General features: G+C 70.7%; 26 protein-coding genes. 25 read left to right on the top strand and 1 reads right to left on the bottom strand.

Annotated elements, in window-relative coordinates:
- Positions 1-83: 83 nt before the first annotated feature.
- From pyrR to AC4FS2_RS05520, 24 genes are all read left to right on the top strand, one after another.
- The gene (gene pyrR, locus AC4FS2_RS05635) at positions 84-617 is read left to right on the top strand and encodes a bifunctional pyr operon transcriptional regulator/uracil phosphoribosyltransferase PyrR (protein ID WP_491152966.1); all 534 of its coding nucleotides are present in this window, start codon (positions 84-86) and stop codon (positions 615-617) included.
- A 4-nt stretch (positions 618-621) separates the two neighbouring features.
- Positions 622-1,590 carry an aspartate carbamoyltransferase catalytic subunit gene (locus AC4FS2_RS05630; protein ID WP_491176591.1) on the top strand — a complete coding sequence of 323 codons (969 nt, stop codon included), beginning with the start codon at positions 622-624 and terminating at the stop codon, positions 1,588-1,590.
- A complete protein-coding gene (locus AC4FS2_RS05625; protein ID WP_491176589.1) occupies positions 1,587-2,927 on the top strand; it encodes a dihydroorotase in 1,341 nt (446 codons plus the stop codon). The genes AC4FS2_RS05630 and AC4FS2_RS05625 overlap by 4 nt, the downstream gene beginning before the upstream one ends.
- The gene (locus tag AC4FS2_RS05620; RefSeq protein WP_491176587.1) at positions 2,924-3,421 is read left to right on the top strand and encodes a PH-like domain-containing protein; all 498 of its coding nucleotides are present in this window, start codon (positions 2,924-2,926) and stop codon (positions 3,419-3,421) included. The genes AC4FS2_RS05625 and AC4FS2_RS05620 overlap by 4 nt, the downstream gene beginning before the upstream one ends.
- Complete coding sequence (carA, locus tag AC4FS2_RS05615) at positions 3,418-4,569, top strand: glutamine-hydrolyzing carbamoyl-phosphate synthase small subunit (protein WP_491176584.1); 1,152 nt, start codon at positions 3,418-3,420, stop codon at positions 4,567-4,569. The genes AC4FS2_RS05620 and carA overlap by 4 nt, the downstream gene beginning before the upstream one ends.
- Positions 4,569-7,856 (top strand): carbamoyl-phosphate synthase large subunit, encoded by a 3,288-nt coding sequence (gene carB / locus AC4FS2_RS05610; protein WP_491176580.1) that lies wholly within the window; start codon positions 4,569-4,571, stop codon positions 7,854-7,856. Before carA ends, carB begins: the two co-directional genes overlap by 1 nt.
- The gene (gene pyrF / locus AC4FS2_RS05605; protein ID WP_491176578.1) at positions 7,853-8,701 is read left to right on the top strand and encodes an orotidine-5'-phosphate decarboxylase; all 849 of its coding nucleotides are present in this window, start codon (positions 7,853-7,855) and stop codon (positions 8,699-8,701) included. The genes carB and pyrF overlap by 4 nt, the downstream gene beginning before the upstream one ends.
- Positions 8,694-9,590, top strand: a complete 897-nt coding sequence (gene gmk / locus AC4FS2_RS05600; protein WP_491152983.1) for a guanylate kinase — start codon at positions 8,694-8,696, stop codon at positions 9,588-9,590. The genes pyrF and gmk overlap by 8 nt, the downstream gene beginning before the upstream one ends.
- Before the next feature lie 134 nt (positions 9,591-9,724).
- Positions 9,725-9,979 carry a DNA-directed RNA polymerase subunit omega gene (rpoZ, locus tag AC4FS2_RS05595; protein ID WP_442927132.1) on the top strand — a complete coding sequence of 85 codons (255 nt, stop codon included), beginning with the start codon at positions 9,725-9,727 and terminating at the stop codon, positions 9,977-9,979.
- Positions 9,980-10,086: 107 nt separating this feature from the next.
- Positions 10,087-11,280: a methionine adenosyltransferase gene (metK, locus tag AC4FS2_RS05590; protein WP_491176575.1), complete on the top strand. Its 1,194-nt coding sequence runs from the start codon at positions 10,087-10,089 to the stop codon at positions 11,278-11,280.
- A gap of 27 nt (positions 11,281-11,307) precedes the next feature.
- Entirely contained in the window at positions 11,308-13,281 is a 1,974-nt protein-coding gene (locus tag AC4FS2_RS05585) for a primosomal protein N' family DNA-binding protein (RefSeq protein ID WP_491176573.1), read from the top strand.
- Positions 13,282-13,289: 8 nt separating this feature from the next.
- On the top strand, positions 13,290-14,210 hold the full coding sequence (gene fmt / locus AC4FS2_RS05580; RefSeq protein ID WP_491176570.1) for a methionyl-tRNA formyltransferase: 921 nt from the start codon (positions 13,290-13,292) through the stop codon (positions 14,208-14,210).
- On the top strand, positions 14,207-15,577 hold the full coding sequence (locus AC4FS2_RS05575; RefSeq protein WP_491176567.1) for an RsmB/NOP family class I SAM-dependent RNA methyltransferase: 1,371 nt from the start codon (positions 14,207-14,209) through the stop codon (positions 15,575-15,577). Before fmt ends, AC4FS2_RS05575 begins: the two co-directional genes overlap by 4 nt.
- 23 nt (positions 15,578-15,600) lie before the next feature.
- Positions 15,601-16,293, top strand: coding sequence for a ribulose-phosphate 3-epimerase (gene rpe, locus AC4FS2_RS05570; RefSeq protein WP_491176565.1), 693 nt, complete (start codon positions 15,601-15,603; stop codon positions 16,291-16,293).
- Positions 16,294-16,406: 113 nt separating this feature from the next.
- Complete coding sequence (locus AC4FS2_RS05565; RefSeq protein ID WP_491152995.1) at positions 16,407-16,670, top strand: phosphoribosyl-ATP diphosphatase; 264 nt, start codon at positions 16,407-16,409, stop codon at positions 16,668-16,670.
- Positions 16,671-16,713: 43 nt separating this feature from the next.
- The gene (gene hisG, locus AC4FS2_RS05560) at positions 16,714-17,556 is read left to right on the top strand and encodes an ATP phosphoribosyltransferase (protein ID WP_491176563.1); all 843 of its coding nucleotides are present in this window, start codon (positions 16,714-16,716) and stop codon (positions 17,554-17,556) included.
- Between the two features lie 16 nt (positions 17,557-17,572).
- Positions 17,573-18,337: an imidazole glycerol phosphate synthase subunit HisF gene (gene hisF, locus AC4FS2_RS05555; protein ID WP_491155637.1), complete on the top strand. Its 765-nt coding sequence runs from the start codon at positions 17,573-17,575 to the stop codon at positions 18,335-18,337.
- Positions 18,338-18,363: 26 nt separating this feature from the next.
- The gene (hisI, locus tag AC4FS2_RS05550; protein WP_491177801.1) at positions 18,364-18,711 is read left to right on the top strand and encodes a phosphoribosyl-AMP cyclohydrolase; all 348 of its coding nucleotides are present in this window, start codon (positions 18,364-18,366) and stop codon (positions 18,709-18,711) included.
- Positions 18,708-19,292 (top strand): Trp biosynthesis-associated membrane protein, encoded by a 585-nt coding sequence (locus AC4FS2_RS05545; RefSeq protein ID WP_491176562.1) that lies wholly within the window; start codon positions 18,708-18,710, stop codon positions 19,290-19,292. Before hisI ends, AC4FS2_RS05545 begins: the two co-directional genes overlap by 4 nt.
- A gap of 85 nt (positions 19,293-19,377) precedes the next feature.
- Entirely contained in the window at positions 19,378-19,608 is a 231-nt protein-coding gene (locus AC4FS2_RS05540) for a DUF6704 family protein (protein WP_491176559.1), read from the top strand.
- Between the two features lie 35 nt (positions 19,609-19,643).
- The gene (gene trpC / locus AC4FS2_RS05535; protein ID WP_491176556.1) at positions 19,644-20,420 is read left to right on the top strand and encodes an indole-3-glycerol phosphate synthase TrpC; all 777 of its coding nucleotides are present in this window, start codon (positions 19,644-19,646) and stop codon (positions 20,418-20,420) included.
- Complete coding sequence (gene trpB / locus AC4FS2_RS05530) at positions 20,417-21,679, top strand: tryptophan synthase subunit beta (protein ID WP_491153003.1); 1,263 nt, start codon at positions 20,417-20,419, stop codon at positions 21,677-21,679. Before trpC ends, trpB begins: the two co-directional genes overlap by 4 nt.
- Positions 21,676-22,461: a tryptophan synthase subunit alpha gene (gene trpA, locus AC4FS2_RS05525; RefSeq protein ID WP_491153004.1), complete on the top strand. Its 786-nt coding sequence runs from the start codon at positions 21,676-21,678 to the stop codon at positions 22,459-22,461. Before trpB ends, trpA begins: the two co-directional genes overlap by 4 nt.
- Positions 22,458-23,309: a helix-turn-helix domain-containing protein gene (locus tag AC4FS2_RS05520; protein WP_491153005.1), complete on the top strand. Its 852-nt coding sequence runs from the start codon at positions 22,458-22,460 to the stop codon at positions 23,307-23,309. The genes trpA and AC4FS2_RS05520 overlap by 4 nt, the downstream gene beginning before the upstream one ends.
- Here AC4FS2_RS05520 and AC4FS2_RS05515 read toward each other — a convergent pair.
- A complete protein-coding gene (locus AC4FS2_RS05515) occupies positions 23,291-23,836 on the bottom strand; it encodes a DUF5655 domain-containing protein (protein ID WP_491153007.1) in 546 nt (181 codons plus the stop codon). The two genes, AC4FS2_RS05520 and AC4FS2_RS05515, sit on opposite strands and share 19 nt — an antisense overlap.
- Positions 23,837-23,922: 86 nt before the next feature.
- Between AC4FS2_RS05515 and lgt the strand changes: the two genes are divergently transcribed.
- Complete coding sequence (gene lgt, locus AC4FS2_RS05510; protein ID WP_491153009.1) at positions 23,923-24,906, top strand: prolipoprotein diacylglyceryl transferase; 984 nt, start codon at positions 23,923-23,925, stop codon at positions 24,904-24,906.
- Positions 24,907-24,922: the final 16 nt, after the last annotated feature.

Here is a 24,922-nt window from a genome sequence, read left to right as displayed (position 1 = left end):
GTTTCGCGGCCCGGGCCTCCGGTAGGCTGAGAGGACCAAGCAACCTTTAACACCGTCCCGTGAGGCGGAGAAGGGAGCGGCGGATGAGCACGCGCACCGTGCTGCACGAGGCCGACATCGCCCGAGCACTGACTCGGATCTCCCACGAGATCCTGGAGTCCAACAAGGGGCCGGATGGCCTCGTCCTTCTGGGGATCCCGACCCGCGGCGTTCCGCTGGCCGAACGCATCGCCTCGCTCATCAGCGACTTCACCCGCGCGCAGGTGCCCGTCGGTGCGCTCGACGTCACGATGTACCGCGACGACCTGCACCGCAACCCCACGCGTGCGCCGCACCCGACGCAGATCCCGCCCGGCGGGATCGACGGCAAGACGGTGGTCCTCGTCGATGACGTGCTGTTCTCCGGCCGCAGCATCCGCGCCGCGCTCGACGCGCTGCAGGACATCGGCCGGCCCGCCGCCGTACGCCTGGCCGCCCTCGTCGACCGCGGCCACCGGGAGCTGCCGATCCGCCCCGACTTCGTCGGAAAGAACCTGCCGAGTTCCCGCGAGGAGCACGTGTTCGTGCGGCTCGCCGAGACCGACGGCCAAGAGTTCGTCATCATCGAAGGGAACTGAGCGGATGCAGCATCTGCTCGACACGCAGACCCTCGCGTACGACGACGCCCTCCGGATCCTCGACGTCGCCGAAGACATGTCCGACACGCAGCAGCGCGAGGTGCGGAAGCTCCCCACCCTGCGTGGCCGAACGGTCGTGAACCTCTTCTTCGAGGACTCCACGCGCACCCGCATCTCGTTCGAAGCCGCCGCGAAGCGTCTCTCGGCCGACGTGATCAACTTCTCCGCGAAGGGCTCGAGCGTCTCGAAGGGGGAGTCTCTCCAGGACACCGCCCAGACCCTCCAGGCCATGGGGGCGGATGCGGTGGTCATCCGCCACGGAGCCTCCGGTGCGCCGCGCACCCTGGCCACCAGCGGGTGGATCAGTGCCGGTGTGATCAACGCGGGCGACGGCACCCACGAGCACCCCACCCAGGCCCTCTTGGATGCGTTCACGATCCGCAAGCGCACCCACGGCGACTCCAGCCGCGGTCGCGACCTCTCGGGCCTGCGCGTCACCATCGTCGGCGACGTCCTGCACTCGCGCGTCGCCCGCTCGAACGTCTGGCTCCTGCACACGCTCGGAGCGGAGGTGACGCTGGTCGCGCCCCCCACCCTCGTCCCGCAGGACATGTCGCGCTGGCCCGTGCGGGTGCTGTTCGATCTCGATGAGGCGATCGCCGAGGATCCCGACGCGCTCATGATGCTCCGCATCCAGCTGGAACGCATGAACGCCGCGTATTTCCCGACTGAGCGGGAGTATTCCCGGCGCTGGGGCCTGGACGCGCGGCGGCTGGCGTCGCTGCCGACCGATAGCATTGTGATGCACCCCGGACCGATGAACCGGGGTCTGGAGATCTCCGCCGAAGCCGCCGATTCCGATCGCTCGACGGTGCTCGAGCAGGTCGCGAACGGCGTGTCCGTGCGGATGGCCGTGCTGTACCTGCTGCTGGCGGGCGAGCGCCCCGCGACCGAGAAAGAGGACCACCGATGAGCGCCTTGCACGCCGCCCCGGGTGGCTCCGCCGAAACGTTCGTCCTCCGCGGGGCCCGCGTCGAAGGCGGCGGCGCGACCGACCTCGTTCTCGCCGACGGGATGCTGGTGGAGGCCGGGGTGGGGGCGACCCGGGCCGGTGCCACCGTGATCGACGCCGACGGACTGATCGCCCTCCCCGGGCTGGTCGACCTGCACACCCACCTGCGCGAGCCGGGCTACGAAGCATCCGAGACGATCCTCTCCGGATCGCGCGCGGCCGCGGCCGGCGGGTTCACGACCGTCTTCGCCATGCCCAACACCTCGCCGGTGGCCGACACCGCCGGCGTCGTCGAACAGGAACTCGCGTTGGGTGAAGCCGCCGGGTTCGTCTCCGTGCAGCCCATCGGCGCGGTCACCGTCGGCCAGAAGGGCGAGCGGCTGGCCGAACTGGGAGCGATGGCCGACTCGCGCGCCCGGGTCCGCGTGTTCAGCGACGACGGCTTCTGCGTGTGGGACCCGCTCATCATGCGCCGCGCACTGGAATACGTGAAGGCGTTCGACGGGGTCGTCGCTCAGCACGCGCAGGATCCGCGCCTGACCGAGGGCGCGCAGATGAACGAGGGGGCCGTCTCCGCCGAGCTGGGGATGGCCGGATGGCCGGCCGTGGCCGAGGAGTCGATCATCGCGCGCGATGTGCTCCTCGCCGAACACGTCGGCTCGCGGCTGCACGTCTGCCACCTCTCCACGGCCGGATCGGTGGACATCATCCGCTGGGCCAAGAAGCGCGGGGTGGACGTTACCGCCGAGGTGACGCCCCACCACCTGCTCCTCACCGAGGAGCTGGCCCGCGGCTACGACGCCCGCTTCAAGGTGAATCCACCCCTCCGCCGCGAAGAGGATGTCCTCGCGGTGCGCGAGGGGCTCGCCGACGGCACCATCGACATCGTCGCCACCGACCACGCCCCGCACCCCGCCGAAGCGAAGGCCTGCGAATGGCCGGCAGCGGCGAACGGCATGGTGGGGCTGGAAAGCGCGCTGCGGGTCGTGCAGCTCGCCATGGTCGACACCGGCCTGCTCACCTGGGGCGACGTCGCACGGGTGATGTCGCGCGTCCCGGCCCGCATCGGACGCCGCATCGACGCCGGCACGCCCCTGACGGCGGGCCAGACCGCCTCGCTCACGCTGTACGACCCGCGCCCCACCCGTGCCTTCGGCCGGGACGACCTGCACGGGCGCAGCAGAAACTCTCCGTACCTCGGCCGTGAGCTTCCCGGCGAGGTGCGGTGGACGTTCTACGCCGGCACGCCGACGGTCGCCGACGGCCGCGTGCTGGATGCACCGGGGGCGCGCGCATGAGCCGGGAAGGCGCGCTCGCCGTCATGATCGGCGTCGCCGTGGTCGCCCTGGCGGTGCTGGCGTGGGCGTGGATGCGACGCACCCGCCGCGACGCCGGATTCGCCGCTCCCATCGGCGAGGCGCCCGCCGGCGCATCCGTCCTCGCGACCTTCCCCGGGCTGTACGTCGCCACCACGCGCGCGGGCGAGCCGCTCGAGCGCCTCGCGATCCGCGGGCTCGCCTTCCGTTCCCGCGCCGACATCACCGTGACCGACACCGGAGTGGTTCTCGACCTCCCCGGCCAGCCGCGGATGTTCCTCCCCACGGACCGCATCGTCGACGCCGCCCAGGCCACCGTCGCGATCGACCGCGTCGTCGAGCGAGACGGCCTCACGCGCCTCTCCTGGCGCATCGACGACGACACCATCGTCGACACCTACCTCCGCCCCCAGGATGCGTCTGCCCGAGCCGTGGCCGACGCCATCCGCCGCCTTCTGCCGACAGGAAACGCATGATCTCCCGTGTTTCGACCGACCCCGCCGTCCTGGTACTCGAGGACGGCACCCGCTACCCCGGCCGCGCCTACGGCGCCCGCGGCACGACGCTCGGCGAGGTCGTCTTCGCCACCGGGATGACCGGCTACCAGGAGACGCTCACCGACCCCTCCTACGCCGGCCAGATCGTGCTGCAGACCGCCCCCCACATCGGCAACACCGGCATGAACACCGAAGACACCGAGTCCCGCCGCATCTGGGTCTCGGGGTATGTCGTGCGCGACCCTTCCCGCGTCGTGTCCAACTGGCGCGCGGAGGAGTCGCTCGACGACGCGCTCGTCGCCGACGGCGTGGTGGGCATCAGCGGCATCGACACAAGGGCGGTCACCCGCCGCATCCGTTCGACCGGAAGCATGCGCGGCGGCATCTTCTCCGGCGACGCCGCCGCCATCGAGCCGGGGGAGCAGCTGCGCATCGTGCAGGAGACGCCCGAGATGTCGGGGCGGAACCTGTCCGCCGAGGTGTCGGTGGCCGTCGCGGAAGTGACCCCCGCCACGGGCGAGCGCATCGGCAATCTCGCCGTCCTCGACCTCGGAGTGAAGCAGGCCACCATCCACAACCTCGCCGCCCGCGGCTTCGACGTGCACGTGCTTCCGCAGGACGTCACGATCGATGAGCTCCGCGCGATCGAGCCGGTCGCGGTGTTCTACTCCAACGGACCGGGCGACCCGGCCGCCTCCGACGAGCACGTCGAGCTGCTCCGCGCGGTGCTGGATGACCGGCTGCCGTTCTTCGGCATCTGCTTCGGCAATCAGCTGCTCGGCCGTGCTCTCGGCTTCGGCACGTACAAGCTCCCCTTCGGACACCGCGGGATCAATCAGCCGGTCCTGGACAAGACCACCGGACGGGTGGAGATCACCGCCCACAACCACGGCTTCGCCGTGGACGCGCCGCTGGATGGCCCCACCGACAGCCCGCACGGTTACGGCCGCGTCGAGGTCAGCCACGTGGGCCTCAACGACCAGGTCGTCGAGGGGCTGCGTGCCCTCGACATCCCGGCGTTCTCGGTGCAGTACCACCCGGAGGCGGCGGCCGGACCCCACGACGCCAATTACCTCTTCGACCGATTCCGTGACATGGTGCTCGACGCCCAGAAGGACTCCCACTGATGCCCAAGCGCGACGACATCCATTCCGTCCTGGTCATCGGCTCCGGCCCGATCGTCATCGGTCAGGCCGCGGAGTTCGACTACTCGGGGACGCAGGCCTGCCGTGTGCTGCGCGAGGAGGGCGTGCGCGTCATCCTCGTCAACCCGAATCCCGCGACGATCATGACCGACCCCGACTTCGCCGATGCCACCTACATCGAGCCGATCACGTGGGAGGTCATCGAGACGATCATCGCCAAGGAACGCCCCGACGCGATCCTCCCCACCCTCGGCGGCCAGACCGCGCTGAACGCCGCGATCGAACTCCACAACCACGGGATCCTCGAGAAGTACGACATCGAGCTGATCGGGGCCAACTTCGAGGCGATCAACAAGGGCGAGGATCGCCAGATCTTCAAGCAGCTCGTGATCGACGCGGGCGCCGAGGTCGCCGCATCCCGCATCGCGCACACCATGGACGAGGTGCTCGCCGCCGCGGACGAACTCGGCTACCCGCTGGTGGTGCGCCCGTCGTTCACGATGGGCGGCCTCGGATCCGGCTTCGCCTACGACGAGAAAGACCTCCGTCGCATCGCCGGGGCCGGCCTCCACGACTCCCCGACCTCCGAGGTGCTCCTGGAGGAGTCCATCCTCGGGTGGAAGGAGTACGAGCTCGAGCTCATGCGCGACACCGCCGACAACACCGTGGTGGTGTGCTCGATCGAGAACGTCGATCCCGTCGGCGTCCACACCGGCGACTCCATCACCGTCGCACCGGCCCTCACCCTCACCGACCGCGAGTACCAGAAGCTCCGCGACATCGGCATCGACATCATCCGCGCCGTGGGGGTGGACACCGGCGGATGCAACATCCAGTTCGCCGTCGACCCGGCCACCGGGCGCATCATCGTCATCGAGATGAACCCGCGCGTGTCCCGCTCGTCGGCTCTCGCTTCCAAGGCGACCGGCTTCCCGATCGCCAAGATCGCCGCGAAGCTGGCCATCGGCTACCGGCTGGACGAGATCCCCAACGACATCACCAAGGTCACCCCGGCCAGCTTCGAGCCGACCCTGGACTACGTCGTCGTCAAGGTGCCGCGCTTCAACTTCGAGAAGTTCCCCGCGGCCGATCCGACGCTGACGACCACCATGAAGTCGGTCGGCGAGGCCATGGCGATCGGACGCAACTACACCACCGCGCTGCAGAAGGCGCTCCGGTCGCTCGAGAAGCGCGGGTCGAGCTTCCACTGGGGCACGGAGGACCGGCCGGTCGAGGAGCTTCTGGAGGTCGCGAAGACGCCGACGGATGGACGCATCGTCGTCGTGCAGCAGGCGCTCCGAAAGGGCGCGACCGTCGCGCAGGCGTTCGAGGCGACCGCCATCGACCCCTGGTTCCTCGACCAGATCGTCCTGATCAACGAGGTCGCCGAGACCGTCCACACGGCGGACGAACTGGATGCCGACACCCTGCGCCTGGCGAAGGAACACGGCTTCAGCGACGCTCAGATCGCTCAACTGCGCGGCGACACCGAGACCGAGGTCCGCGGGGTCCGCACGGCGTTGGGCGTCCGCCCGGTCTACAAGACCGTCGACACGTGCGCGGGCGAATTCCCCGCCCTCACCCCGTACCACTACTCCAGTTACGACTGGGAGACGGAGGTCGAGCCCTCCGACCGCACGAAGGTCGTCATCATCGGGTCGGGCCCCAACCGCATCGGGCAGGGCGTCGAGTTCGACTACTCGTGCGTCCACGCCTCGTTCGCCCTGTCGGACGCCGGGTTCGAGACCATCATGGTCAACTGCAACCCGGAGACCGTCTCCACCGACTACGACACCTCCGACCGCCTGTACTTCGAGCCGCTGACGCTCGAAGACGTGCTCGAGGTCCTGCACGCCGAATCCGCGTCGGGGGAGATCCTCGGGGTCATCTGCCAGCTCGGCGGGCAGACGCCCCTGGGCCTGGCGAAGGGGATCGAGGCCGCCGGCTACCGCATCCTCGGGACGAGCCCCGCTGCGATCGACCTCGCAGAAGAGCGGGAGCTGTTCTCCCGGCTGCTGGATGAGGCAGGCCTCGTCGCCCCGCGCAGCGGCACCGCGATCGACGTGGACGGTGCCGTCACGGTCGCCGAAGAGGTCGGATACCCCGTGCTCGTGCGTCCGAGCTTCGTGCTCGGCGGACGCGGGATGGAGATCGTCTACGACACTCCCAGCCTGCGCGACTACTTCGTCCGCGTCGCCGACCAGGCCATCATCGGCCCCGGCATGCCGCTCCTGGTCGACCGCTTCCTCGACGACGCCATCGAGCTGGACGTCGACGCGCTCTACGACGGTGCCGAGCTGTATGTGGGCGGCGTGATGGAGCACCTGGAGGAGGCCGGGATCCACTCCGGCGATTCCAGCTGCACCCTGCCGCCGATGAGCCTCGGCCGAGCCGACGTGGATCGGGTCCGTGACGCGACCCTCGCGATCGCCGAGGGCGTCGGGGTGCGCGGACTGCTGAACGTGCAGTTCGCGATCAGCGCCGGTGTCCTCTACGTCATCGAGGCCAACCCGCGCGCGAGCCGGACCGTGCCCTTCGTGTCCAAGGCCCTCGGCATCCCGCTCGCCAAGGCCGCCGCCAGGATCATAGCCGGCTCGACGATCGCCGAGCTGAAGGGCGAGGGGCTGCTCCCGCCGCAGGACGGGTCGCGTGTTCCGCTGGATGCCCCGGTGGCCGTCAAGGAAGCCGTGCTGCCGTTCAAGCGCTTCCGGACGAGGGACGGGCAGACCGTCGATTCCATCCTCGGCCCCGAGATGCGCTCCACCGGCGAGGTCATGGGCATCGACCGCGATTTCCCCACGGCATTCGCGAAGAGCCAGGAAGCCGCATACGGCGGCATGCCGCTGACCGGCACGGTGTTCATCTCCGTCGCGGACGCCGACAAGCGCGCCGTCATCCTGCCCGCCCACCGCCTGCAGGAGCTCGGGTTCACGCTGGTGGCCACCGAGGGCACCGCGGAGGTGCTGTCCCGCAACGGTATCGAGGTGCGCGTGGTCAACAAGTACTCCGCGACGCAGGCTTCGGGGGAGACCAACATCGTCGACCTCATCAACGCCGGTGAGATCGACATCGTCGTGAACACCCCGAGCGGTGGGCTCGCTCGGGCGGACGGGTATGAGATCCGCGCGGCGGCGGTCGCGGGGGATAAGGCGTTGTTCACCACGATGGCGGTGCTCGGCGCCGCCGTCAGCGCGCTCGGGGTCGTCAGCGAAGGGTTCCGCGTGCGGAGCCTCCAGGAGTACGCGGCCGACCGGGCGGCGCGCGCATGAGCACGAGCTTCGGTGAGCGCCTGCGGGCGGCGCGCAACGCCTACGGCCCCCTGTGCGTCGGAATCGATCCGCACGAGCATCTCCTCGCGCAGTGGGGGCTGGATGCCACGGCATCCGCCGTCCGCGATTTCGGCCTCCGCGTGGTGGAGGCCTCGGCAGGACGCGTCGGCATCGTGAAACCGCAGGTGGCGTTCTTCGAGCGGTTCGGTGCCGCCGGGTTCGCAGCGCTCGAGGATGTGCTCCGGGCAGCCCGCGAGGCCGGCCTCGTCGTCATCGCCGACGCCAAGCGCGGCGACATCGGCTCCACCATGGACGGCTACGCCGCCGCGTGGCTGGAGGCCGGAGCGCCCTTGGAGGCGGACGCCCTCACCGTGAGCCCGTACGTGGGCGTGGAAGCGCTCAGCGGGACCCTCCGCCAGGCCGTTGCAGGAGGCAAGGGCGTGTTCGTGCTGGCGGCGACGAGCAATCCCGAGGCGCGCGAACTGCAACGAGCGGACGTGGACGAAGACACCGTGTCGGCCCTCGTCGTCGAGCAGGTCACGGCGTTCAACGCCGCATCCACTCCCGACCAGCAGTGGGGGAGCATCGGCGTGGTCATCGGCGCAACCGTCGATCTGCTCGCCGCGGGGCTCGGTCACGGCGCGGAGGATCCCGTCGCCCCGATCCTCGCACCGGGTTTCGGCGCCCAGGGCGCCCAGCCGCGGGACCTCTCGTCGCGGTTCGGACCGCGTGCCGGCGCGGTGATCGCGAGCGAGAGCCGCAGCATCCTCTCGGCGGGGCCGGACGGTCTCGCCGCACGAATCGACGAACGCTCGACGCTGTACCAGGAGGCGCTCGATGACTGACGTCCGCCGTCCCCCGGAGGTCGATCGCGCCGCGGCATCGCGGCGCGCCGTCGCGGCGCGGCGCGAACGCGCCGCCCTGAAGCGCGACGTCACGAGCCGTGTGATCACGCCGCAGGAACTGCTCCGGCGCGCCCTGGCCGAGCCCGACTCCGCTGCCGGGGCGATGCGCGTTCCGGAGTTCCTCACGGCGATCCCGGCGATCGGGGAGGGTAAACGCGACCGCATCCTCGCCGACCTGGCGATCTCGCCCGTCAAACGCCTCGGCGGCCTCGGGGCACGCCAGCGTCGCGCACTCCTCGACTACCTCGACCGGCGGTGGCCCGAGCCGCAACCGCGGCCGGGGCGGAGCCGCCTCGTCGTGCTCGCCGGTCCCACGGCCGTGGGCAAGGGGACCGTCGCCTCGCACATCAAGGAGCACCACCCGGAGATCCACCTGTCGGTGTCGGCCACGACGCGTCCGCCGCGGCCGGGGGAGGTCGACGGGGAGCATTACTTCTTCGTCGACGACGCCGAGTTCGACCGGCTCGTGGAATCGGGGGCGCTGCTGGAGCACGCCACCGTGCACAATCGGTATCGCTACGGGACGCCCCGCGCGCCGATCGAGAAAGTTCTCGCCGACGGGGGGACGGCCCTCCTCGAGATCGACCTCCAGGGAGCACGCCAGGTGCGCGCGGCCGATCCGTCGGCTGCCCTCGTGTTCCTCCTGCCGCCCAGCTGGGATGAGCTCGTGAACCGCCTGGTCGGTCGCGGCACGGAGGACGCCGAGGAACGCTCGCGACGCCTGCGCACGGCGCGTGCCGAGCTGGCGGCGCAGAACGAGTTCGACTTCCGTGTCGTCAACGACGACGTCGCCGCCGCAGCCGAACAGGTCGTCGCCGTCGCACGGTGACGACCCCACGCTCGTACCACACAGGCCGTCGCCGCCGGCCGAGCATGGCCCGGTAGACTAGGGGGATGCTTCGGCGCTCATCGGGCGCCGCATCCTCGGCATCAGCCTTTCCACCCCGAACCAGGAGGTCTTCCATGGCCGGAACGAACCAGGGCATCATCGAGCCCCCCATCGACAGCCTTCTCGAGAAGGTCGACTCCAAGTACCAGCTCGTGATCTACGCCGCCAAGCGCGCGCGTCAGATCAACGACTACTACTCCGACCTGCACGAGGGCAACCTCTTCGACAACGTGGGCCCGCTCGTGGACTCGACCGTCGAGGACAAGCCGCTCACCATCGCGATGCACGAGATCCACGAGGACAAGCTCCGCCTGCGTCACGTCGAGTGACGTCCCGTCGGGCGTGAGCGGCCCCGGTCGGCTGTCCGCCGTCCGGGGCATACTCGTGTCCGTTGCACCCCACACCCGAATCAGCTTCTGCGCCTGAGGGAGCATGCATGACCGAGCTGCGGCTGTTCACCTCCGAGTCCGTCACGGAGGGGCACCCCGACAAGATCTGCGACCAGATCTCCGACAGCATCCTCGATGCGATCCTCGCCGAAGACCCGACGGGCCGGGTCGCCGTCGAGACGCTCGTCACCACCGGTCTCGTGCACGTGGCCGGTGAGGTCTCCACCAGCGCCTACGTGGAGATCCCCGCGATCGTGCGCGACGTGGTCAATCGCATCGGGTACACCTCCAGCGAAACCGGGTTCGACGGCGAGTCCTGCGGTGTGAGCGTGTCGATCGGCGCGCAGTCCTCCGATATCGCGGCGGGAGTGAACCGGGCTTTCGAGCAGCGGGAGCGCGGATCGATCGACCCCCGCGACGAGCAGGGCGCCGGCGACCAGGGCATCATGTTCGGTTTCGCCACGACGGAGACGCCGCAGCTGATGCCGATGGCGAGCTGGACCGCTCACCGCATGGCCGAGAGGCTGGCCGCCGCGCGCCGCGATGGCCGGCTGCCGTTCCTGCGCCCCGATGGCAAGACGCAAATCACCCTCGGATACGACGGGCAGATCCCCCGCACCGTGGAGTCCGTGGTGCTGTCCACCCAGCACCATCCCGACATCTCGCAGGACGACCTGCGCGCCCTCGTGCGGGCCGAGGTCATCGACCCCGTCCTCGCCGACACGGGCCTCGACCTCCCCGACGTGAAGTACTACATCAACCCGGCCGGCCCCTTCGTCGTGGGCGGCCCGAAGGGCGACGCCGGCCTCACCGGCCGGAAGATCATCATCGACACGTACGGGGGAGCGGCGCGTCACGGCGGCGGGGCGTTCAGCGGCAAGGACCCGTCGAAGGTCGATCGATCGGCCGCATACGCCATGCGCTGGGTCGCGAAGAACGCCGTCGCGGCCGGCCTCGCCGAGCGCCTCGAGGTGCAGGTCGCCTATGCCATCGGAAAAGCGAGCCCGGTCGGGCTGTACGTCGAGAGCTTCGGCACCGGCCGCATCGATGACGAGGCGATCACCCGCGCCATCCTCGACGTGTTCGATCTGCGCCCGAAGGCGATCATCGACCGCCTCGATCTGCTGCGCCCCATCTATGCCCAGACGGCTGCGTATGGACACTTCGGTCGCGATCTCCCCGATTTCACGTGGGAGCGCACCGACCGCGTCGAAGAGCTGCGCGCCGCCGCCGGACTCTGACGTGCCTCCGCTCGGCGGGGCGTTCGGATGAGTGCCCGGCGGGTCGCCAGGGTGCTGCTGGATTCGCCGCTTCCGCAGCTGGACCGTCTGTTCGACTACGCGATCCCGGCGAGCGTCGAGGTGACACCGGGGGTCCGGGTCCGTGTGCCGTTACGGTCGGCCGGACGGCAGGTCGACGGGTTCGTCGTCGAGATCGATGAGGCCGACGACGGTGATCGGACGCTGTCCGAGATCGACAGCGTCGTGTCGTCGGTCGCGGTGCTTCCTCCCCGGCTCTACGCACTCGCGCGACGGGTCGCCGATCGGGCCGCGGGGTCGGCCGCCGACATCCTGCGCCTGGCGGTTCCCAAGCGCATGGTGCGCGCCGAGAAGGCCTGGCTCGCGGCTGACCCGCCCGTCGCGCCGCTCGTGCCTGCTGAGGCACTCGCCCGCGCGAACGCGGCGCTGGAGGAGTACGCCGACCTGGTCGCCGGCCTGGCTGCGGGGGAGCGCCTGGTGGTGGATGCCCCGCCCCGCCCCGCGCGCGATATCGCCACCGGCGCGTGGGCGGTGCTGCTGGCGGCCTCCGCCGCTCACGTCCTCGCCGCCGGACGAAGCGTCATCCTCGTCGTGCCCGACTACCGCGACCAGGCGCAGCTGGAGCGCGCCCTGGGGGCATTCGTCCCCGCCGAGGCTGTCGTGCGCGACGACGCCGACCAGTCCGGCCCGGCGCGGTACGCCCAGTTCCTGCGCATGCTCGATGACGCACCCTGCATCGTCATCGGCCGCCGCTCCGCCGTCTACGCGCCCGTCCGGGCGGGGCTGGTCGCGATCTGGGATGACGGCGATCCGCTGCTGTCGGAACCGCTCAGCCCGGGCGTGCACGCGCGCGATGCGGCGCTGGTGCGGCAGGAACTCGAGGGGTCGGCGCTGGTGTTCGCCGGACACACGCGCACCACCGACGTGCAGCGGCTGGTCGATGTGCGGTGGGTGCGGGAAGCCAACCTGAAGCGCCGCGCCTCACCGCGGGTCGTGCTCAGCGCGACCCGTGAGGGAGAGCGCGGGTCACGGGTGCCGTCATCGGCGTTCCAGGCCGCCCGCGAAGCCCTCGCGCACGGCCCGGTGCTCATCCAGGTCTCCCGCCCCGGCTACGCTCCCTCGCTCGTGTGCGGCGAGTGCCGCCGCCCCGCCCGCTGCACCTTCTGCGCGGGTCCTCTGCGGGCGACACGCCCGGGGGTCGTTCCCACCTGCGCGTGGTGCGGCCGGAGCGCACACGGCTGGACGTGCCCGCATTGCGAGGGGCAGACCGTGCGCATGGCCTCCTCCGGCAGCGAGCGAACCGCGGACGAGCTCGGGCGCGCGTTCCCCGGCGTCCGCGTGATCGTCTCCGACGGCGCCCACCAGGTCGCGGAGGTGGATGGACGCCCCGCCCTCGTCGTGGCGACCCGGGGCGCCGAGCCGTTCGCGCCCGGCGGGTACGCCACCGTCATCCTGCTGGACGGTGAGCGGATGCTGATGTCGGAGGCCCTGCACATCGGCGAGGACTGCCTCCGCTGGTGGTCCAACGCGGCCGCGCTGGCGGCCCCCGGGGCCCCGGTGCACCTCGTGGGGGTGACCGGGCCTGTGGCCCGCGCGCTGGCGACGTGGACGCAACCGTCCTATGCCCGCGGCGAACTCGCCGAGCGCGCCCCGCTGCATATGCCGCCGGCGGTGCGTCTCGCCTCGGTCGAAGGACCCCTCGCCGCCGTGGACGCGGCACTGACCCAGCTGCGTGCCGACGTGCCCGACCTCGCCACCGAGGCGATCCTCGGGCCGGTGACGCGCCCCGCCACCGATGGGGATGCTCCCGTTGCCCGCGCGCTGGTGCGCTTCGAATATGCGGCCGGCCGCGCCGTGGCGGAGAGCCTGCGCGCCGCGGTGGTGGCCGACGCCGTCTCTGCCCGCGCCCGGAGTCGCGGCAAGGGCACACGCGCCCGCAATACACTCAGAGTCCGGTTCGACATCCCCGAACCGGACCTGTGAGGAGAACCATGCGCCTCGTCTTCGCCGGCACCCCCGCGGCGGCCGTCCCCTCCCTGCGCGCCCTCGCGGCCGGCAGCCACGAGATCTCTGCGGTACTCACCCGCACGGATGCTCCGCTGGGCCGCAAACGCGTCCTCACGCCGTCCCCGGTGGCCCACGCGGCCACGGAGCTCGGGCTCCCCGTTCTCAAGGCCGACCGGTTGAACGGGGAGATCACCGACGCCGTCACGGCACTCGCCCCCGATCTCGGGGTGATCGTCGCCTATGGCGGGCTGGTGCGGGAGCCGCTGCTGTCGACCCCCACCCACGGGTGGATCAACCTCCACTTCTCGCTCCTGCCGCGCTGGCGAGGGGCCGCACCCGTGCAACGCGCGCTCATCGCGGGCGACGACACCCTGGGCGCCAGCGTCTTCCAGCTCGTCGCCGAGCTCGACGCCGGGCCCGTGTTCGCCGAGGAGTCCGTGCCGGCGGCCGACGTGACGGCAGGTGAGGCGCTGGAGGCGCTCGCTTCCTCGGGCGCCGGCCTTCTCGCGCGCGTCGTCGACGACATCGCCGCCGGGCGCGCGGTCGCAAGACCCCAACTCGGCGAGCCGACCTTCGCCCCCAAACTCACCCTCGCCGACGGCGAGATCGACTGGACCACCGACGCCGCAGCCGTGCTCGCACGCATCCGCGGCACCACCCCCGAACCGGGCGCGCACACGACCGTGGACGGCGCACGCCTGAAGATCACGCGTGCCGCACCGGCGGAGGCGGAAGGCACATCCCTCGCTCCCGGCGAATTGACGCTCAGCGGTCGCCGCGTCCTCGCCGGCACCGGGAGCGTCCCGGTCGAACTGGTCAGCGTCCAGCCCGCCGGCCGCGGCGCCATGGCCGCCGCCGACTGGTGGCGCGGGCTCCGCACGGAATCTCGGAGGGCGGGCGCATGAGCGTGCAAGCGGCACGGCAGGTGGCGTACGACGTGTTGCGCGCCGTGGACGACGCCGACGCCTACGCGAACCTCCTGCTGCCGCATACCATCGCGCGGGCAGGTCTGGACACGAAGGATGCGGCGCTGGCGACCGAGCTGACCTATGGCACGCTCCGCCGGCGCGGAACGTACGACGCCGTGATCGCGCTGGCCGCCGCCCGCCCCGCCGACGACATCGATCCGCCCGTGCGGGATGCGCTCCGCCTCGGAGTGCACCAGATCCTCTCCACACGCGTCGCCTCGCACGCCGCCGTCAACGAGTCGGTCGAGCTCGTCCGGCGGGCGGCCGGTCGTGGGCCGGCGGGGTTCGCCAACGCCGTGCTGCGGCGCGTAGCCCGCGATACGCCGGGCACATGGCTGGCCCGCGTGGGTGAGGCTGCGCGCTCGAACGACGAACGCATATCGCTCGCGTCGTCGCATCCGGTGTGGATCGTGCGCGCCTTCCGCCGCGCGCTGGCCGCCGAGGGCCGCGCCGACGAGCTCGACGACCTCCTCCAGGCCGACAACGACGCCCCGCGCGTGACGCTCGCCGCCCTGCCGGGTCTCGCCGAGGTGCCCGCCGAGGCGCGCCGCGGCCGCTACTCGCCCTTCGCCTTCCCGCTGGCCGGGGGCGACCCGGAGGAAACGGTCCGCGCAAGCGAGGGCCGCATCCGCGTACAGGACGAGGGGTCGCAGCTGGCCGCCCTCGCCCTCAGTCGCGCGACGCCGGTGAGAGCGGGGGAGCGGTGGCTGGACCTCTGCGCCGGGCCGGGCGGTAAGACGGCGCTCCTGGCTGCCGAAGCGCTGGCAGCCGGTGCCTCCCTGGAAGCGAACGAAATCTCCCCGGCGCGCGCCGAGCTCGTCCGCCGCGCGGTCGCCGCAGTGCCGCTGGACGTCCCCGTCTCGGAGGAGGACGGCCGCAGCCGCGCGGCGTCGGCACCCGGCTCCTACGACCGCATCCTGGTCGACGCGCCCTGCACGGGCATCGGCGCGCTGCGTCGGCGCCCCGAGGCGCGGTGGCGGAAGACCCCGGGCGATGTGCCGGGTCTGGCCGAACTGCAGCGGGAACTCCTCCTGGCCGCCATCGACGGGCTCCGGCCCGGCGGCATCGTCGCTTACGTCACGTGCTCGCCGCACTTGGCGGAGACGGCCGGAGTGCTCGCCGACGTGCGCCGCGACGTGGGGGGAAGGATCGAAGAGCTCGATGCCCGCGCCGTGCTCCGGTCGATCTCCCGCTCGCCGATCGAGCTTCCCGAGCAGGCCGACGGATCGGGTCGCGCGCAGCTCTGGCCCCATCGGCACGGAACGGACGCGATGTCGATCGCGCTCCTGCGCAAGACGGCGTGAGGCGCGCTGGCCATAATGGACCCGTGGCCCCTCCCCGCGATTCCGATGATCCGGTCCGGATCAACCCCAGCATCCTCGCCGCCGACTTCGTCAACATGCAGTCCGAGCTCGCACGGATCGCCGGGGCCGACTTCGTGCACGTCGACGTCATGGACAACCACTTCGTGCCCAACCTGACGTTCGGGCCGCAGATGGTGCGACGGGTTCAGGACACCAGCCCCGTCCCACTCGATGTGCACCTCATGATCGACGCCCCCGAGCGCTGGGCTCCGGCCTACGCCGAGCTCGGCGCCGCATCGGTCACCTTCCATCTCGAAGCATCCGCCGAGCCGGTGACTCTGGCCCGCCGGTTGCGGGAGATCGGCGCGCGCGCCGGGGTCGCGATCAAGCCCGACACTCCCGGAGAGGGCTTGTTCGACGTCCTCGACGAGTTCGATCAGATCCTCGTCATGACCGTGGAGCCCGGCTTCGGGGGGCAGTCCTTCCGACCCGAAACAATGCCGAAGCTGCGGGCCCTCGTGGACGAGGCCCGCCGGCGCGGCTCGACGGTGTGGTTCCAGGTCGACGGCGGCATCTCCGAGTCGACGATCGCGCAGGCCGCCGAGGCGGGAGCCGACACCTTCGTGGCCGGTTCCGCCGTGTTCGGGGCGGGTGACCCGGACGCCGCGATCGCCCACCTCCGCTCCCTCGCGCGCCGCCACTACACCGCTGCCTGAGCGGAACCGACATGGCCCGTCCTCGTCACGGCCGGGCTCGAGCTGATGGTGAGCCGGCTCAGCATCGCCGCGCACTGACCCGGCGGCCACCGCAGGTTCGATACCCTGGCTGAGTGAAGACGTTCGACGCCCTGTTCGCCGAGCTGAGCGCGAAGGCGATCGAACGCCCGGCCGGCTCCGGTACCGTCGCGCAACTGGACGCGGGAATCCATGCGATCGGCAAGAAGGTCGTCGAAGAGGCCGCCGAGGTGTGGATGGCCGCGGAGTACGAGTCCGACGCCGCCGCAGCCGAGGAGATCTCCCAGCTGCTGTACCACCTGCAGGTTCTCATGCTCGCGAAAGGCCTGAGCCTCGAGGACGTCTACCGACATCTCTGAGCGCTCCCTCCCTCCCATTCGCCTCCTCCCACGAAAGCCCGTCATGTTGCGCATCGCCGTGCCGAACAAGGGCTCGCTCGCCGAGACCGCCTCCGAAATGCTCTCGGAGGCCGGTTACACCGGCCGGCGGGACCCGAAAGATCTTCACGTCATCGACCCCGCCAACGAGGTCGAGTTCTTCTACCTCCGACCCCGCGACATCGCGACGTACGTCGGATCGGGCGCCCTCGACGTCGGGATCACCGGTCGCGACCTGCTGCTGGATGCGCGCATGCCCGGTGCGCGGGAGGTCGAAGCGCTGGGCTTCGGCGATTCCACCTTCCGCTTCGCCGGACGTCCCGGACGCTTCACCGAACTTGCCGACCTGGAAGGGGCCCGCGTGGCCACCGCCTACCCCGGTCTGGTCGACGGCTTCCTCGACGAGCGCGGCATCGCCGTCGACCTCGTACCGTTGGACGGAGCGGTCGAATCCGCCGTGCAGCTGGGCGTCGCGGATGCGGTCGCCGATGTCGTTTCGACCGGGACGACGCTGCGTCAGGCCGGCTTGGAGATCTTCGGTCCGGCGCTCCTGCAGTCCGAAGCGGTCTTGATCGCCGGCCCCCGTGACGTGGACGGCACCGACACTCTGCTGCGGCGCCTGCGCGGCGTCCTCGTGGCCCGGCGGTACGTCCTCATCGACTACGACCTGCCCGCCCGTCTCGTGGACGACGCCGTCGCGGTCGCACCGGGAATCGAGTCGCCCACCATCTCTCCCCTCCGCGACCCCGAGTGGGTGGCCGTCCGTGTCATGAGCCCGAAGCGCGGGGTGAACCAGGTGATGGACGCCCTCTGGGCCATCGGTGCCCGCGCCATCCTCGTGACCGAGATCCACGCGGCACGCCTGTGACGAACGGTCTGTGACGATGTCTCTGGCACGACGTGTCATCCCCTGCCTCGACGTGGCCGCCGGCCGTGTGGTCAAAGGCGTGAACTTCGAGAACCTCCGCGACATGGGCGACCCGGTCGAGCTCGCGCGGCTCTACTTCGACCAGGGCGCCGACGAGATCACGTTCCTGGACGTGACCGCGACGGTCGACGAGCGGGCGACCACGTACGACGTCGTCCGGCGGACGGCCGAAGAGGTCTTCATACCGCTGACCGTCGGCGGGGGAGTGCGCTCCGTCGATGACGTCGCGCGGCTGCTGGCCGTCGGCGCCGACAAAGTCGGCGTGAACTCCGCCGCGATCGCGCGCCCCGACCTCGTCGACGAGATCGCCGACCGGTTCGGTGCGCAGGTGCTGGTCCTCTCGCTCGACGTGAAGCGTGCCGCCACGACCGCATCCGGGTTCGTCGTCACCACGCACGGCGGCCGCACCGAGACCACCCTCGACGCGCTCGACTGGGCGCGTGAGGCGATCGAGCGGGGTGCCGGCGAGCTGCTGGTCAACTCCATCGATGCCGACGGGACCAAGGAAGGCTTCGACCTCGAGCTCGTCGCCCTCATGCGGGAGGTGTCCAGCGTCCCCGTGATCGCCTCCGGGGGCGCCGGCGCCGTCGAGCACTTCGCGCCGGCCATCCACGCCGGTGCCGACGCGGTGCTTGCCGCATCCGTGTTCCACACCGGCGTGCTCACCGTCGGGGACGTCAAGGCGGCGCTGGCCGCAGACGGGATCGAGGTGCGTTCGTGACCACGCAGAACAACGAAGGCGGGAGCGTGGAGGACAGGATCGCGCGCGTCGCCTTCACGCCCGAGGGCCTCGCCCCCGCGATCATCCAGCAGCACGACACCGGCGAGGTGCTCATGCTCGGGTGGATGGATGCCGAAGCCCTCCGCCGCACCCTGACCAGCGGCCGGGTGACTTTCTGGTCGCGTTCGCGCGAGGAGTATTGGCGCAAGGGCGACACATCCGGCAACATGCAGCTCGTCCGTGGCGCGCGCCTGGACTGCGACGGGGACGCCCTCCTGATCCAGGTGGAGCAGGTCGGCCCCGCCTGCCACACGGGAACCCGCACGTGCTTCGACGCCGATGACCTGGAGCCCGTGGTGGGCGCCTCGTCATGAAGCGGCGCGCCCGGCTGCTCGCCGTCGTCGCCATGCTCGCCGCCGGGGCGATCGGCGTGATCTCGGCGACGCAGACGTGGCTGACCGTGACACTCGCCGATGGCGCCGCCGAACCTCTCCTGGTGCCCGGCGCCGACGCCCTTCCGGTGCTGACACCGCTGAGCCTGGCCGTGCTCGCCCTGGGCGCCGCACTGTCGATCGTCGGAACCGTCGTGCGGGTGATCTTCGGAGCGTTGGGCGTCGTGCTCGCCGTGGCCCTGGGATGGGCGACGGCCATGATCGCCCTCTCACCCTCGGTGACCGCTGTCGCCTCGACGGTGACCACCGCCACGGGAATCGCCGGGGTCGACGCCGTCGCCCGCCTGGTGGCGAGCATCGATCCGACGCCGTGGCCTCTGATCACGCTGCTCGCGCAGGTGCTGCTGGCGGCCGCCAGCGGATTCACCCTCGTCACGGCCCGCCGTTGGCGAAGCGGCGCTGACCGGCGGTACAGCTCGGCCCCCGGGCCGGCCGGATCGCGTCCGCCCGATGCGATCGACTCCTGGGACGACCTGTCCCGGGGCGAAGACCCGACGCGCTGAACGCCCCGGTGATTCGGAGCGGCAAGGGGCACCGGTAGACTGAGGTGCGCACACGACAGGCCGTGCCCGCACCCGAAGGAGACCCATGAGCAGCAACATCGGCGACCCCGGTCACGGACACTCTCCGGCCGCCTGGACGGCCGTGACGATCATGCTGATCGCCATCGCGATCGGCACCGTCGCGTTCTTCCTCGACCTCGCCTGGCTGGTGATCGCTTCTGCCGTTCTGGTGGTCGTCGGGCTCCTCGTGGGCTGGGGTATGTCGCGGGCCGGCTACGGCGTCGGCGGCTCGAAGACCACCGTCAAAGAGCATTGAGCACGGGTGCTGAGCGAGCGCCAGCGAGACGAAGCATGCTCGCCGACCTGACGGCCGGCGCTGTGGAAGACGCCGCTGCGCGCGCCGTCGCCCGTCCGCTGGCGGAGGTGGAACGCGACGCGCTGAATCGGCCTCCCGCGCGAGACGCGTTGGCCGCCCTGGCACCCACCGACCGGGTGAAGATCATCGCCGAGGTCAAGCGCGCCAGCCCCTCCCGCGGAGATCTCGCCGAAATCCCCGACCCGGCCCGCCAGGCCGCGCTCTACCAGGAAGGCGGCGCATCCGCCATCTCCGTCCTCACGGAGGGACGTCGCTTCAAGGGCAGTCTCGCCGACCTCGAGGCCGTGAAAGACGCGGTCGCCCTTCCGGTGCTGCGGAAAGACTTCATCGCGAACCCGTACCAGGTGCTGGAAGCGCGCGCCGCCGGCGCCGACCTCGTGCTGCTCATCGTGGCCGCGCTCGAGCAGCAGGTGTTGATCGACCTGCACGCGCTCGTTCTGGACCTCGGGATGACACCCCTCGTGGAAGCCCACTCGGCGGACGAGGTCGCTCGCGCCTCCGACATCGGGGCACGCGTGATCGGGATCAACGCCCGTGACCTGTCGACATTCGAGCTCGATCGTGATCTGTTCGGCCGCCTCGTCGACCGCGTGCCGGCCGACGCCATAAAGGTCGCCGAGTCGGCTGTGCTCGCCCCCGCCGACGTGGCGCACTATCGCGCCGCCGGAGCCGACGCTGTCCTGGTGGGAGAAGCCCTGGTCACCGGCGACCCCGTCGCGACGCTACGGGCCTTTCTGGGAGCATCCTCATGAGTCTTCGTGACCAGTCCGGACCGTTCTTCGGCGATTTCGGGGGCAGGTTCATGCCCGAGTCGCTCATCGCCGCGATCGACGAGCTCACGGCCGTGTACGAGTCGGCGATGGCCGACCCGGCGTTCCTGGACGAACTCCGCCGATTGCTGCACAGCTATGCCGGACGCCCGTCGCCGATCACCGAGGTGCCGCGGTTCGCGGCGCACGCCGGTGGCGCCCGCGTCTTCCTCAAACGCGAAGACCTCAACCACACGGGGTCACACAAGATCAACAACGTCCTGGGCCAGGCGCTGCTCACCCAGCGCCTGGGCAAGACACGGGTGATCGCCGAGACCGGCGCGGGTCAGCATGGCGTCGCCACAGCGACCGCCGCCGCCCTGTTCGGATTCGACTGCACGATCTACATGGGCGAGGTCGACACGGAGCGCCAGGCGCTCAACGTCGCGCGCATGCGCCTCCTCGGCGCCGAGGTCATCCCCGTCCGCACCGGCTCACGCACCCTCAAGGACGCCATCAACGACGCGTACCGCGACTGGGTGGCCAGCGTCGAGACGACCAATTACATCTTCGGCACCGCGGCCGGCCCCCACCCCTTCCCGGCGATGGTGCGCGACTTCCAGAAGGTCATCGGCGAGGAAGCCCGCGCCCAGCTGCTCGACGAGGTCGGGCGCCTTCCCGACGCCGTGTTCGCCTGCGTGGGCGGCGGGTCCAACGCGATCGGCATGTTCGACGCGTTCCTGGACGACGAGGATGTGCGCCTGTACGGCGTGGAAGCGGCCGGCGACGGCGTGGACACGCCGCGGAACGCGGCATCCATCGAACGTGGGCGTCCCGGCGTCCTGCACGGATCTCGCACGTTCGTGCTGCAGGACGAGGACGGGCAGACCATCGAGTCGCATTCGATCTCGGCGGGCCTGGACTATCCGGGCGTCGGCCCCGAGCACGCCTGGCTGTCATCGATCGGCCGCGCGGAGTACATCCCCGCGACGGACGACGAAGCGATGCAGGCCCTCCGCCTCCTGAGCGAGACGGAGGGGATCATCCCCGCCATCGAGTCCGCCCACGCCCTGGCCGGCGCTCTGCGGATCGGTCGCGACCTCGGACCCGACGCCGTGATCGCGGTGTGCCTGTCCGGTCGCGGCGACAAAGACATGGACACCGCCGCCCGGTACTTCGAGCTGTACGACGCGCAGCAGGCGGAGATCGTGAACGTTCCGCCGGCGGATGACGCCGCCAGCGGAGAAGGCGTGGAACTGTGACCTCCCGGGTGGCCGCGGCCCTCGACGCCGCTCATGCCGAAGGACGGGGGGCCTTCATCGGGTACCTGCCTGCAGGGTTCCCCGACCTGCGGACCGGGATCGAAGCCGCCGTGACGCTGGCCGAGAACGGCGCCGACGTCCTGGAGATCGGACCGCCCTACAGCGATCCCGTCATGGACGGCGCCATCATCCAGGAGGCCACGCAGGCGGCCCTGGCCGGCGGCTTCCGACTCTCCGATCTCTTTCCCGCGATCGCGGAGATCACGCGCAGGGTCGATGTGCCCGTTCTCGTCATGACGTACTGGAACCCCGTGGTGCAGTACGGCGTGGACCGCTACGCCGACGACCTGCTGGCCGCGGGCGGCGCGGGTCTGATCACGCCCGACATCACTCCGGAGAACGCGGAGGAGTGGATCGCCGCCAGCGAGCGCACGGGCCTTGATCGCGTGTTCCTGGCCGCGCCCACCTCCACCGACGAACGCCTCGAGCTGATCGCCGCGGCCTCGACCGGCTTCGTCTATACCGTCTCGACGATGGGCATCACGGGCGAACGCGCCCAGCTGGATGCAGCGGCCCGGACGCTCGTCGGCCGTCTCCGGGCACACGGCGCGACGCGCGCGTGTGTGGGAATCGGCATCTCGACCCCCGAACAGGTGGCCGGCGTGGTGGAGTACGCCGACGGCGCGATCGTCGGCACGGCGCTGGTACGCGCCCTCCGCGACCGCGGACTCGAGGGCCTCGCCGAAACCGCGCGTTCCCTTTCCGGCGGCACCGTGCGGTGATCTACCTCGAGCGGTCGGCGCCCCCCGGTCTGGAAGGGCCCGTCCGCCGCGTCTGGTTCCTGGAGACACCACGTGCCCGGCCGTACGAGAAGATCCTTCCGCTCCCGTGGATCCACCTGATCGTCAACCTCTCCACTCCCTACCGCATCTTCACCCGTGACAGAACGCCGCTGCCCGTCGCGGATGCCTTCATCTCCGGACCGCACGCCGAATACCTGATCACCGAGCTTCCCGAGACGATCCGCCACGTGGGCGTCGAGCTCGAGCCGAACGCGCTCAGCTCCGTCTCCGCTGTCAGCCCGGCTCGGGTCGTGGGGCGGGTACAGCCGGCTGCCGCGGTGATCGACGGGATCGACGAAGTGGCCTCCGCGCTCCGCCGTGGCTCCGCTCCGGTTCCCCCAGGCGATGCGCTGGACGCGATCGTGACCTGCCTGGCGGACGCGTACCGGCCGGTGCCGGCCGATCCGGTCGCTTCCGCGGTCCTGGCTGCGATCCGTGAGGATCCGGCCCGTCCCATCGGCGACCTGGCGATCGCGCTGGGTGTCTCGCACCGCACGCTGATCGGTCGGTTCCGGGGCGCGGTGGGCATGGCACCGAAGGCCTATGCGCAGGTGTGGCGATTCCACACTCTGATCAGCTCGCTGGGATCCGGCACGCCGGGATGGGCCGATGTCGCCGTGAGCTCGCGCTACTACGATCACGCCGACGTCATCCGCGCCTTCCGACGGTTCACGGGCTGGACCCCCGGCGAGTACCTCAAGCGGGTTCGCGCCTCCGGACCCGACGCCGCGCTGTTCGTCCCCCTGTCGGAGCTCCCTCCTCCCGAGGGTCAGCCGACGCGCTCATAGGCGTCGCGCAGCCAGCCGCGCAATTCGTCGTCCACCTCTGCGGGGGTGGCCAGGTCAACGGCGTGCGTGCACATCCCCGTGGCTGCACGGAGTCGTTCCGTGGGCGGCGCACCGCGAAGGTTGAGGCCGACGCGTACTCGAGCCGCGCTCGGCACCTCGACGTAGGCGAACTGGCGACCGCGCCGGAAGGACACCGCCGTCTTCTTCACAACGACCTCGACGTCGGCCCCGAGGCCCGTGGCCGCCGACGCCACCGCGTCGTAGAGCCCACGCAGTGCCGCTTTCCGGCCGGTGAACTGCGCATCCAGCATCGCGGAGTCCGAGGCCGGCATCTCACCGCGCGCGAGGTAGCGGGCCGCGATGAGATTCGCGAAGCCGTGGGACACCGCGTACTCGCTCTTGAGGTGTCCGAGGATCTTGCCGTGTGTGCCCAGACCCGTCCCGTCGATCACCTGGAACCATTCGTCCAGCGTGCGTCCGGTCTTCTCCGGAACGTTACCGAGCATGGTCAGGGTCGCCTGGTCCATCCACCTCACCCCCCATCACGCACCACCGTAGCGAGGAGAAAACGGGTGGCGATTGTAGATTCTTGACGCGCCGTAGACTCTTTCGCATGACGTTCGCCTCCTCGAGCGCCCTCAGCGGCGTGCTCGGCAGCATCCCGAGCCCCGAGATCAGCTTCATCCAGCTCGGTCCGCTGCGGATCTATTTCTACGCGCTGTGCATCATCGTGGGCATCATCGCCGCGACCCTGCTGACCAACGCGCGCCTGACCCGCCGCGGCGCCGAGCCGTGGATCGTCATCGACATCGCGCTGCTGGCGGTACCTCTCGCCATCATCGGCGCGCGGATCTACCACGTGCTCACCCACCCGGGCTTCTACTTCGGCGAGGGCGCCGACCCCTGGGCGGTGTTCCGCATCTGGGAGGGCGGCATCGCCATCTACGGCGCGCTTCTCGGCGGCGCCGTGGGCGCGTGGCTGGGATGCCGGTGGACCGGTATCCGCTTCTGGACACTGGCGGATGCCATCGCCCCCGGGCTGCTCCTCGCCCAGGCGCTCGGGCGATTCGGCAACTGGTTCAATCAGGAGCTGTTCGGCCTTCCCACCGATCTGCCGTGGGGACTGGAGATCGACAGCGACAACGCCGCCTTCCCCGCAGGGCTCGAGCCCGGCACCCTCTTCCACCCCACGTTCCTGTACGAGGTTCTCTGGAACCTCCTCGGCGTCGCCGTCCTCCTGTGGGTCGGCCGCCGGTTCCGCCTCCAGTGGGGGCGCCTCTTCGCGGTCTATCTCATCTGGTACAGCGCAGGCCGCATCGTGTGGGAGTCCATCCGGATCGATCCGAGCGAGATCTACTTCGGGCTCCGCACCAACGTGTGGGCCGCGATCGCCGGCGTCCTGCTCGGACTCGTGCTCTTCTTCGTCCAGCGTCGCCGGCACCCGGGGTACGAGCCGTCGCCCTACGTGCCCGGTCGCGAGGCGAAGGGCAAAGGGGCTGTACAATCGACCGACCCCAACGACTTCGTCGATGTGAGCGAGCCGCCCGCGACGGAGAACCGCGTCGGCAGCGCCACAAGCACCACTGTCACGAGTTAGGAAATTTCCGGGCCGA

Source organism: Microbacterium sp. Z10_103 (assembly GCF_058310455.1).
The sequence above is the reverse complement of the archived record's forward strand: the minus strand, read 5'-3'. Positions and strand labels throughout refer to the sequence as shown.

What these genes read in the sequence shown, in the direction of transcription:
- pyrR (WP_491152966.1), top strand. Translation starts at nt 84, where the DNA reads ATGAGCACGCGCACCGTGCTGCACGAGGCCGACATCGCCCGAGCACTG.
- AC4FS2_RS05630 (WP_491176591.1), top strand. Translation starts at nt 622, where the DNA reads ATGCAGCATCTGCTCGACACGCAGACCCTCGCGTACGACGACGCCCTC.
- AC4FS2_RS05625 (WP_491176589.1), top strand. Translation starts at nt 1,587, where the DNA reads ATGAGCGCCTTGCACGCCGCCCCGGGTGGCTCCGCCGAAACGTTCGTC.
- AC4FS2_RS05620 (WP_491176587.1), top strand. Translation starts at nt 2,924, where the DNA reads ATGAGCCGGGAAGGCGCGCTCGCCGTCATGATCGGCGTCGCCGTGGTC.
- carA (WP_491176584.1), top strand. Translation starts at nt 3,418, where the DNA reads ATGATCTCCCGTGTTTCGACCGACCCCGCCGTCCTGGTACTCGAGGAC.
- carB (WP_491176580.1), top strand. Translation starts at nt 4,569, where the DNA reads ATGCCCAAGCGCGACGACATCCATTCCGTCCTGGTCATCGGCTCCGGC.
- pyrF (WP_491176578.1), top strand. Translation starts at nt 7,853, where the DNA reads ATGAGCACGAGCTTCGGTGAGCGCCTGCGGGCGGCGCGCAACGCCTAC.
- gmk (WP_491152983.1), top strand. Translation starts at nt 8,694, where the DNA reads ATGACTGACGTCCGCCGTCCCCCGGAGGTCGATCGCGCCGCGGCATCG.
- rpoZ (WP_442927132.1), top strand. Translation starts at nt 9,725, where the DNA reads ATGGCCGGAACGAACCAGGGCATCATCGAGCCCCCCATCGACAGCCTT.
- metK (WP_491176575.1), top strand. Translation starts at nt 10,087, where the DNA reads ATGACCGAGCTGCGGCTGTTCACCTCCGAGTCCGTCACGGAGGGGCAC.
- AC4FS2_RS05585 (WP_491176573.1), top strand. Translation starts at nt 11,308, where the DNA reads ATGAGTGCCCGGCGGGTCGCCAGGGTGCTGCTGGATTCGCCGCTTCCG.
- fmt (WP_491176570.1), top strand. Translation starts at nt 13,290, where the DNA reads ATGCGCCTCGTCTTCGCCGGCACCCCCGCGGCGGCCGTCCCCTCCCTG.
- AC4FS2_RS05575 (WP_491176567.1), top strand. Translation starts at nt 14,207, where the DNA reads ATGAGCGTGCAAGCGGCACGGCAGGTGGCGTACGACGTGTTGCGCGCC.
- hisG (WP_491176563.1), top strand. Translation starts at nt 16,714, where the DNA reads ATGTTGCGCATCGCCGTGCCGAACAAGGGCTCGCTCGCCGAGACCGCC.
- hisF (WP_491155637.1), top strand. Translation starts at nt 17,573, where the DNA reads ATGTCTCTGGCACGACGTGTCATCCCCTGCCTCGACGTGGCCGCCGGC.
- AC4FS2_RS05545 (WP_491176562.1), top strand. Translation starts at nt 18,708, where the DNA reads ATGAAGCGGCGCGCCCGGCTGCTCGCCGTCGTCGCCATGCTCGCCGCC.
- AC4FS2_RS05540 (WP_491176559.1), top strand. Translation starts at nt 19,378, where the DNA reads ATGAGCAGCAACATCGGCGACCCCGGTCACGGACACTCTCCGGCCGCC.
- trpC (WP_491176556.1), top strand. Translation starts at nt 19,644, where the DNA reads ATGCTCGCCGACCTGACGGCCGGCGCTGTGGAAGACGCCGCTGCGCGC.
- trpB (WP_491153003.1), top strand. Translation starts at nt 20,417, where the DNA reads ATGAGTCTTCGTGACCAGTCCGGACCGTTCTTCGGCGATTTCGGGGGC.
- AC4FS2_RS05515 (WP_491153007.1), bottom strand. Translation starts at nt 23,836, where the DNA reads ATGGACCAGGCGACCCTGACCATGCTCGGTAACGTTCCGGAGAAGACC.
- lgt (WP_491153009.1), top strand. Translation starts at nt 23,923, where the DNA reads ATGACGTTCGCCTCCTCGAGCGCCCTCAGCGGCGTGCTCGGCAGCATC.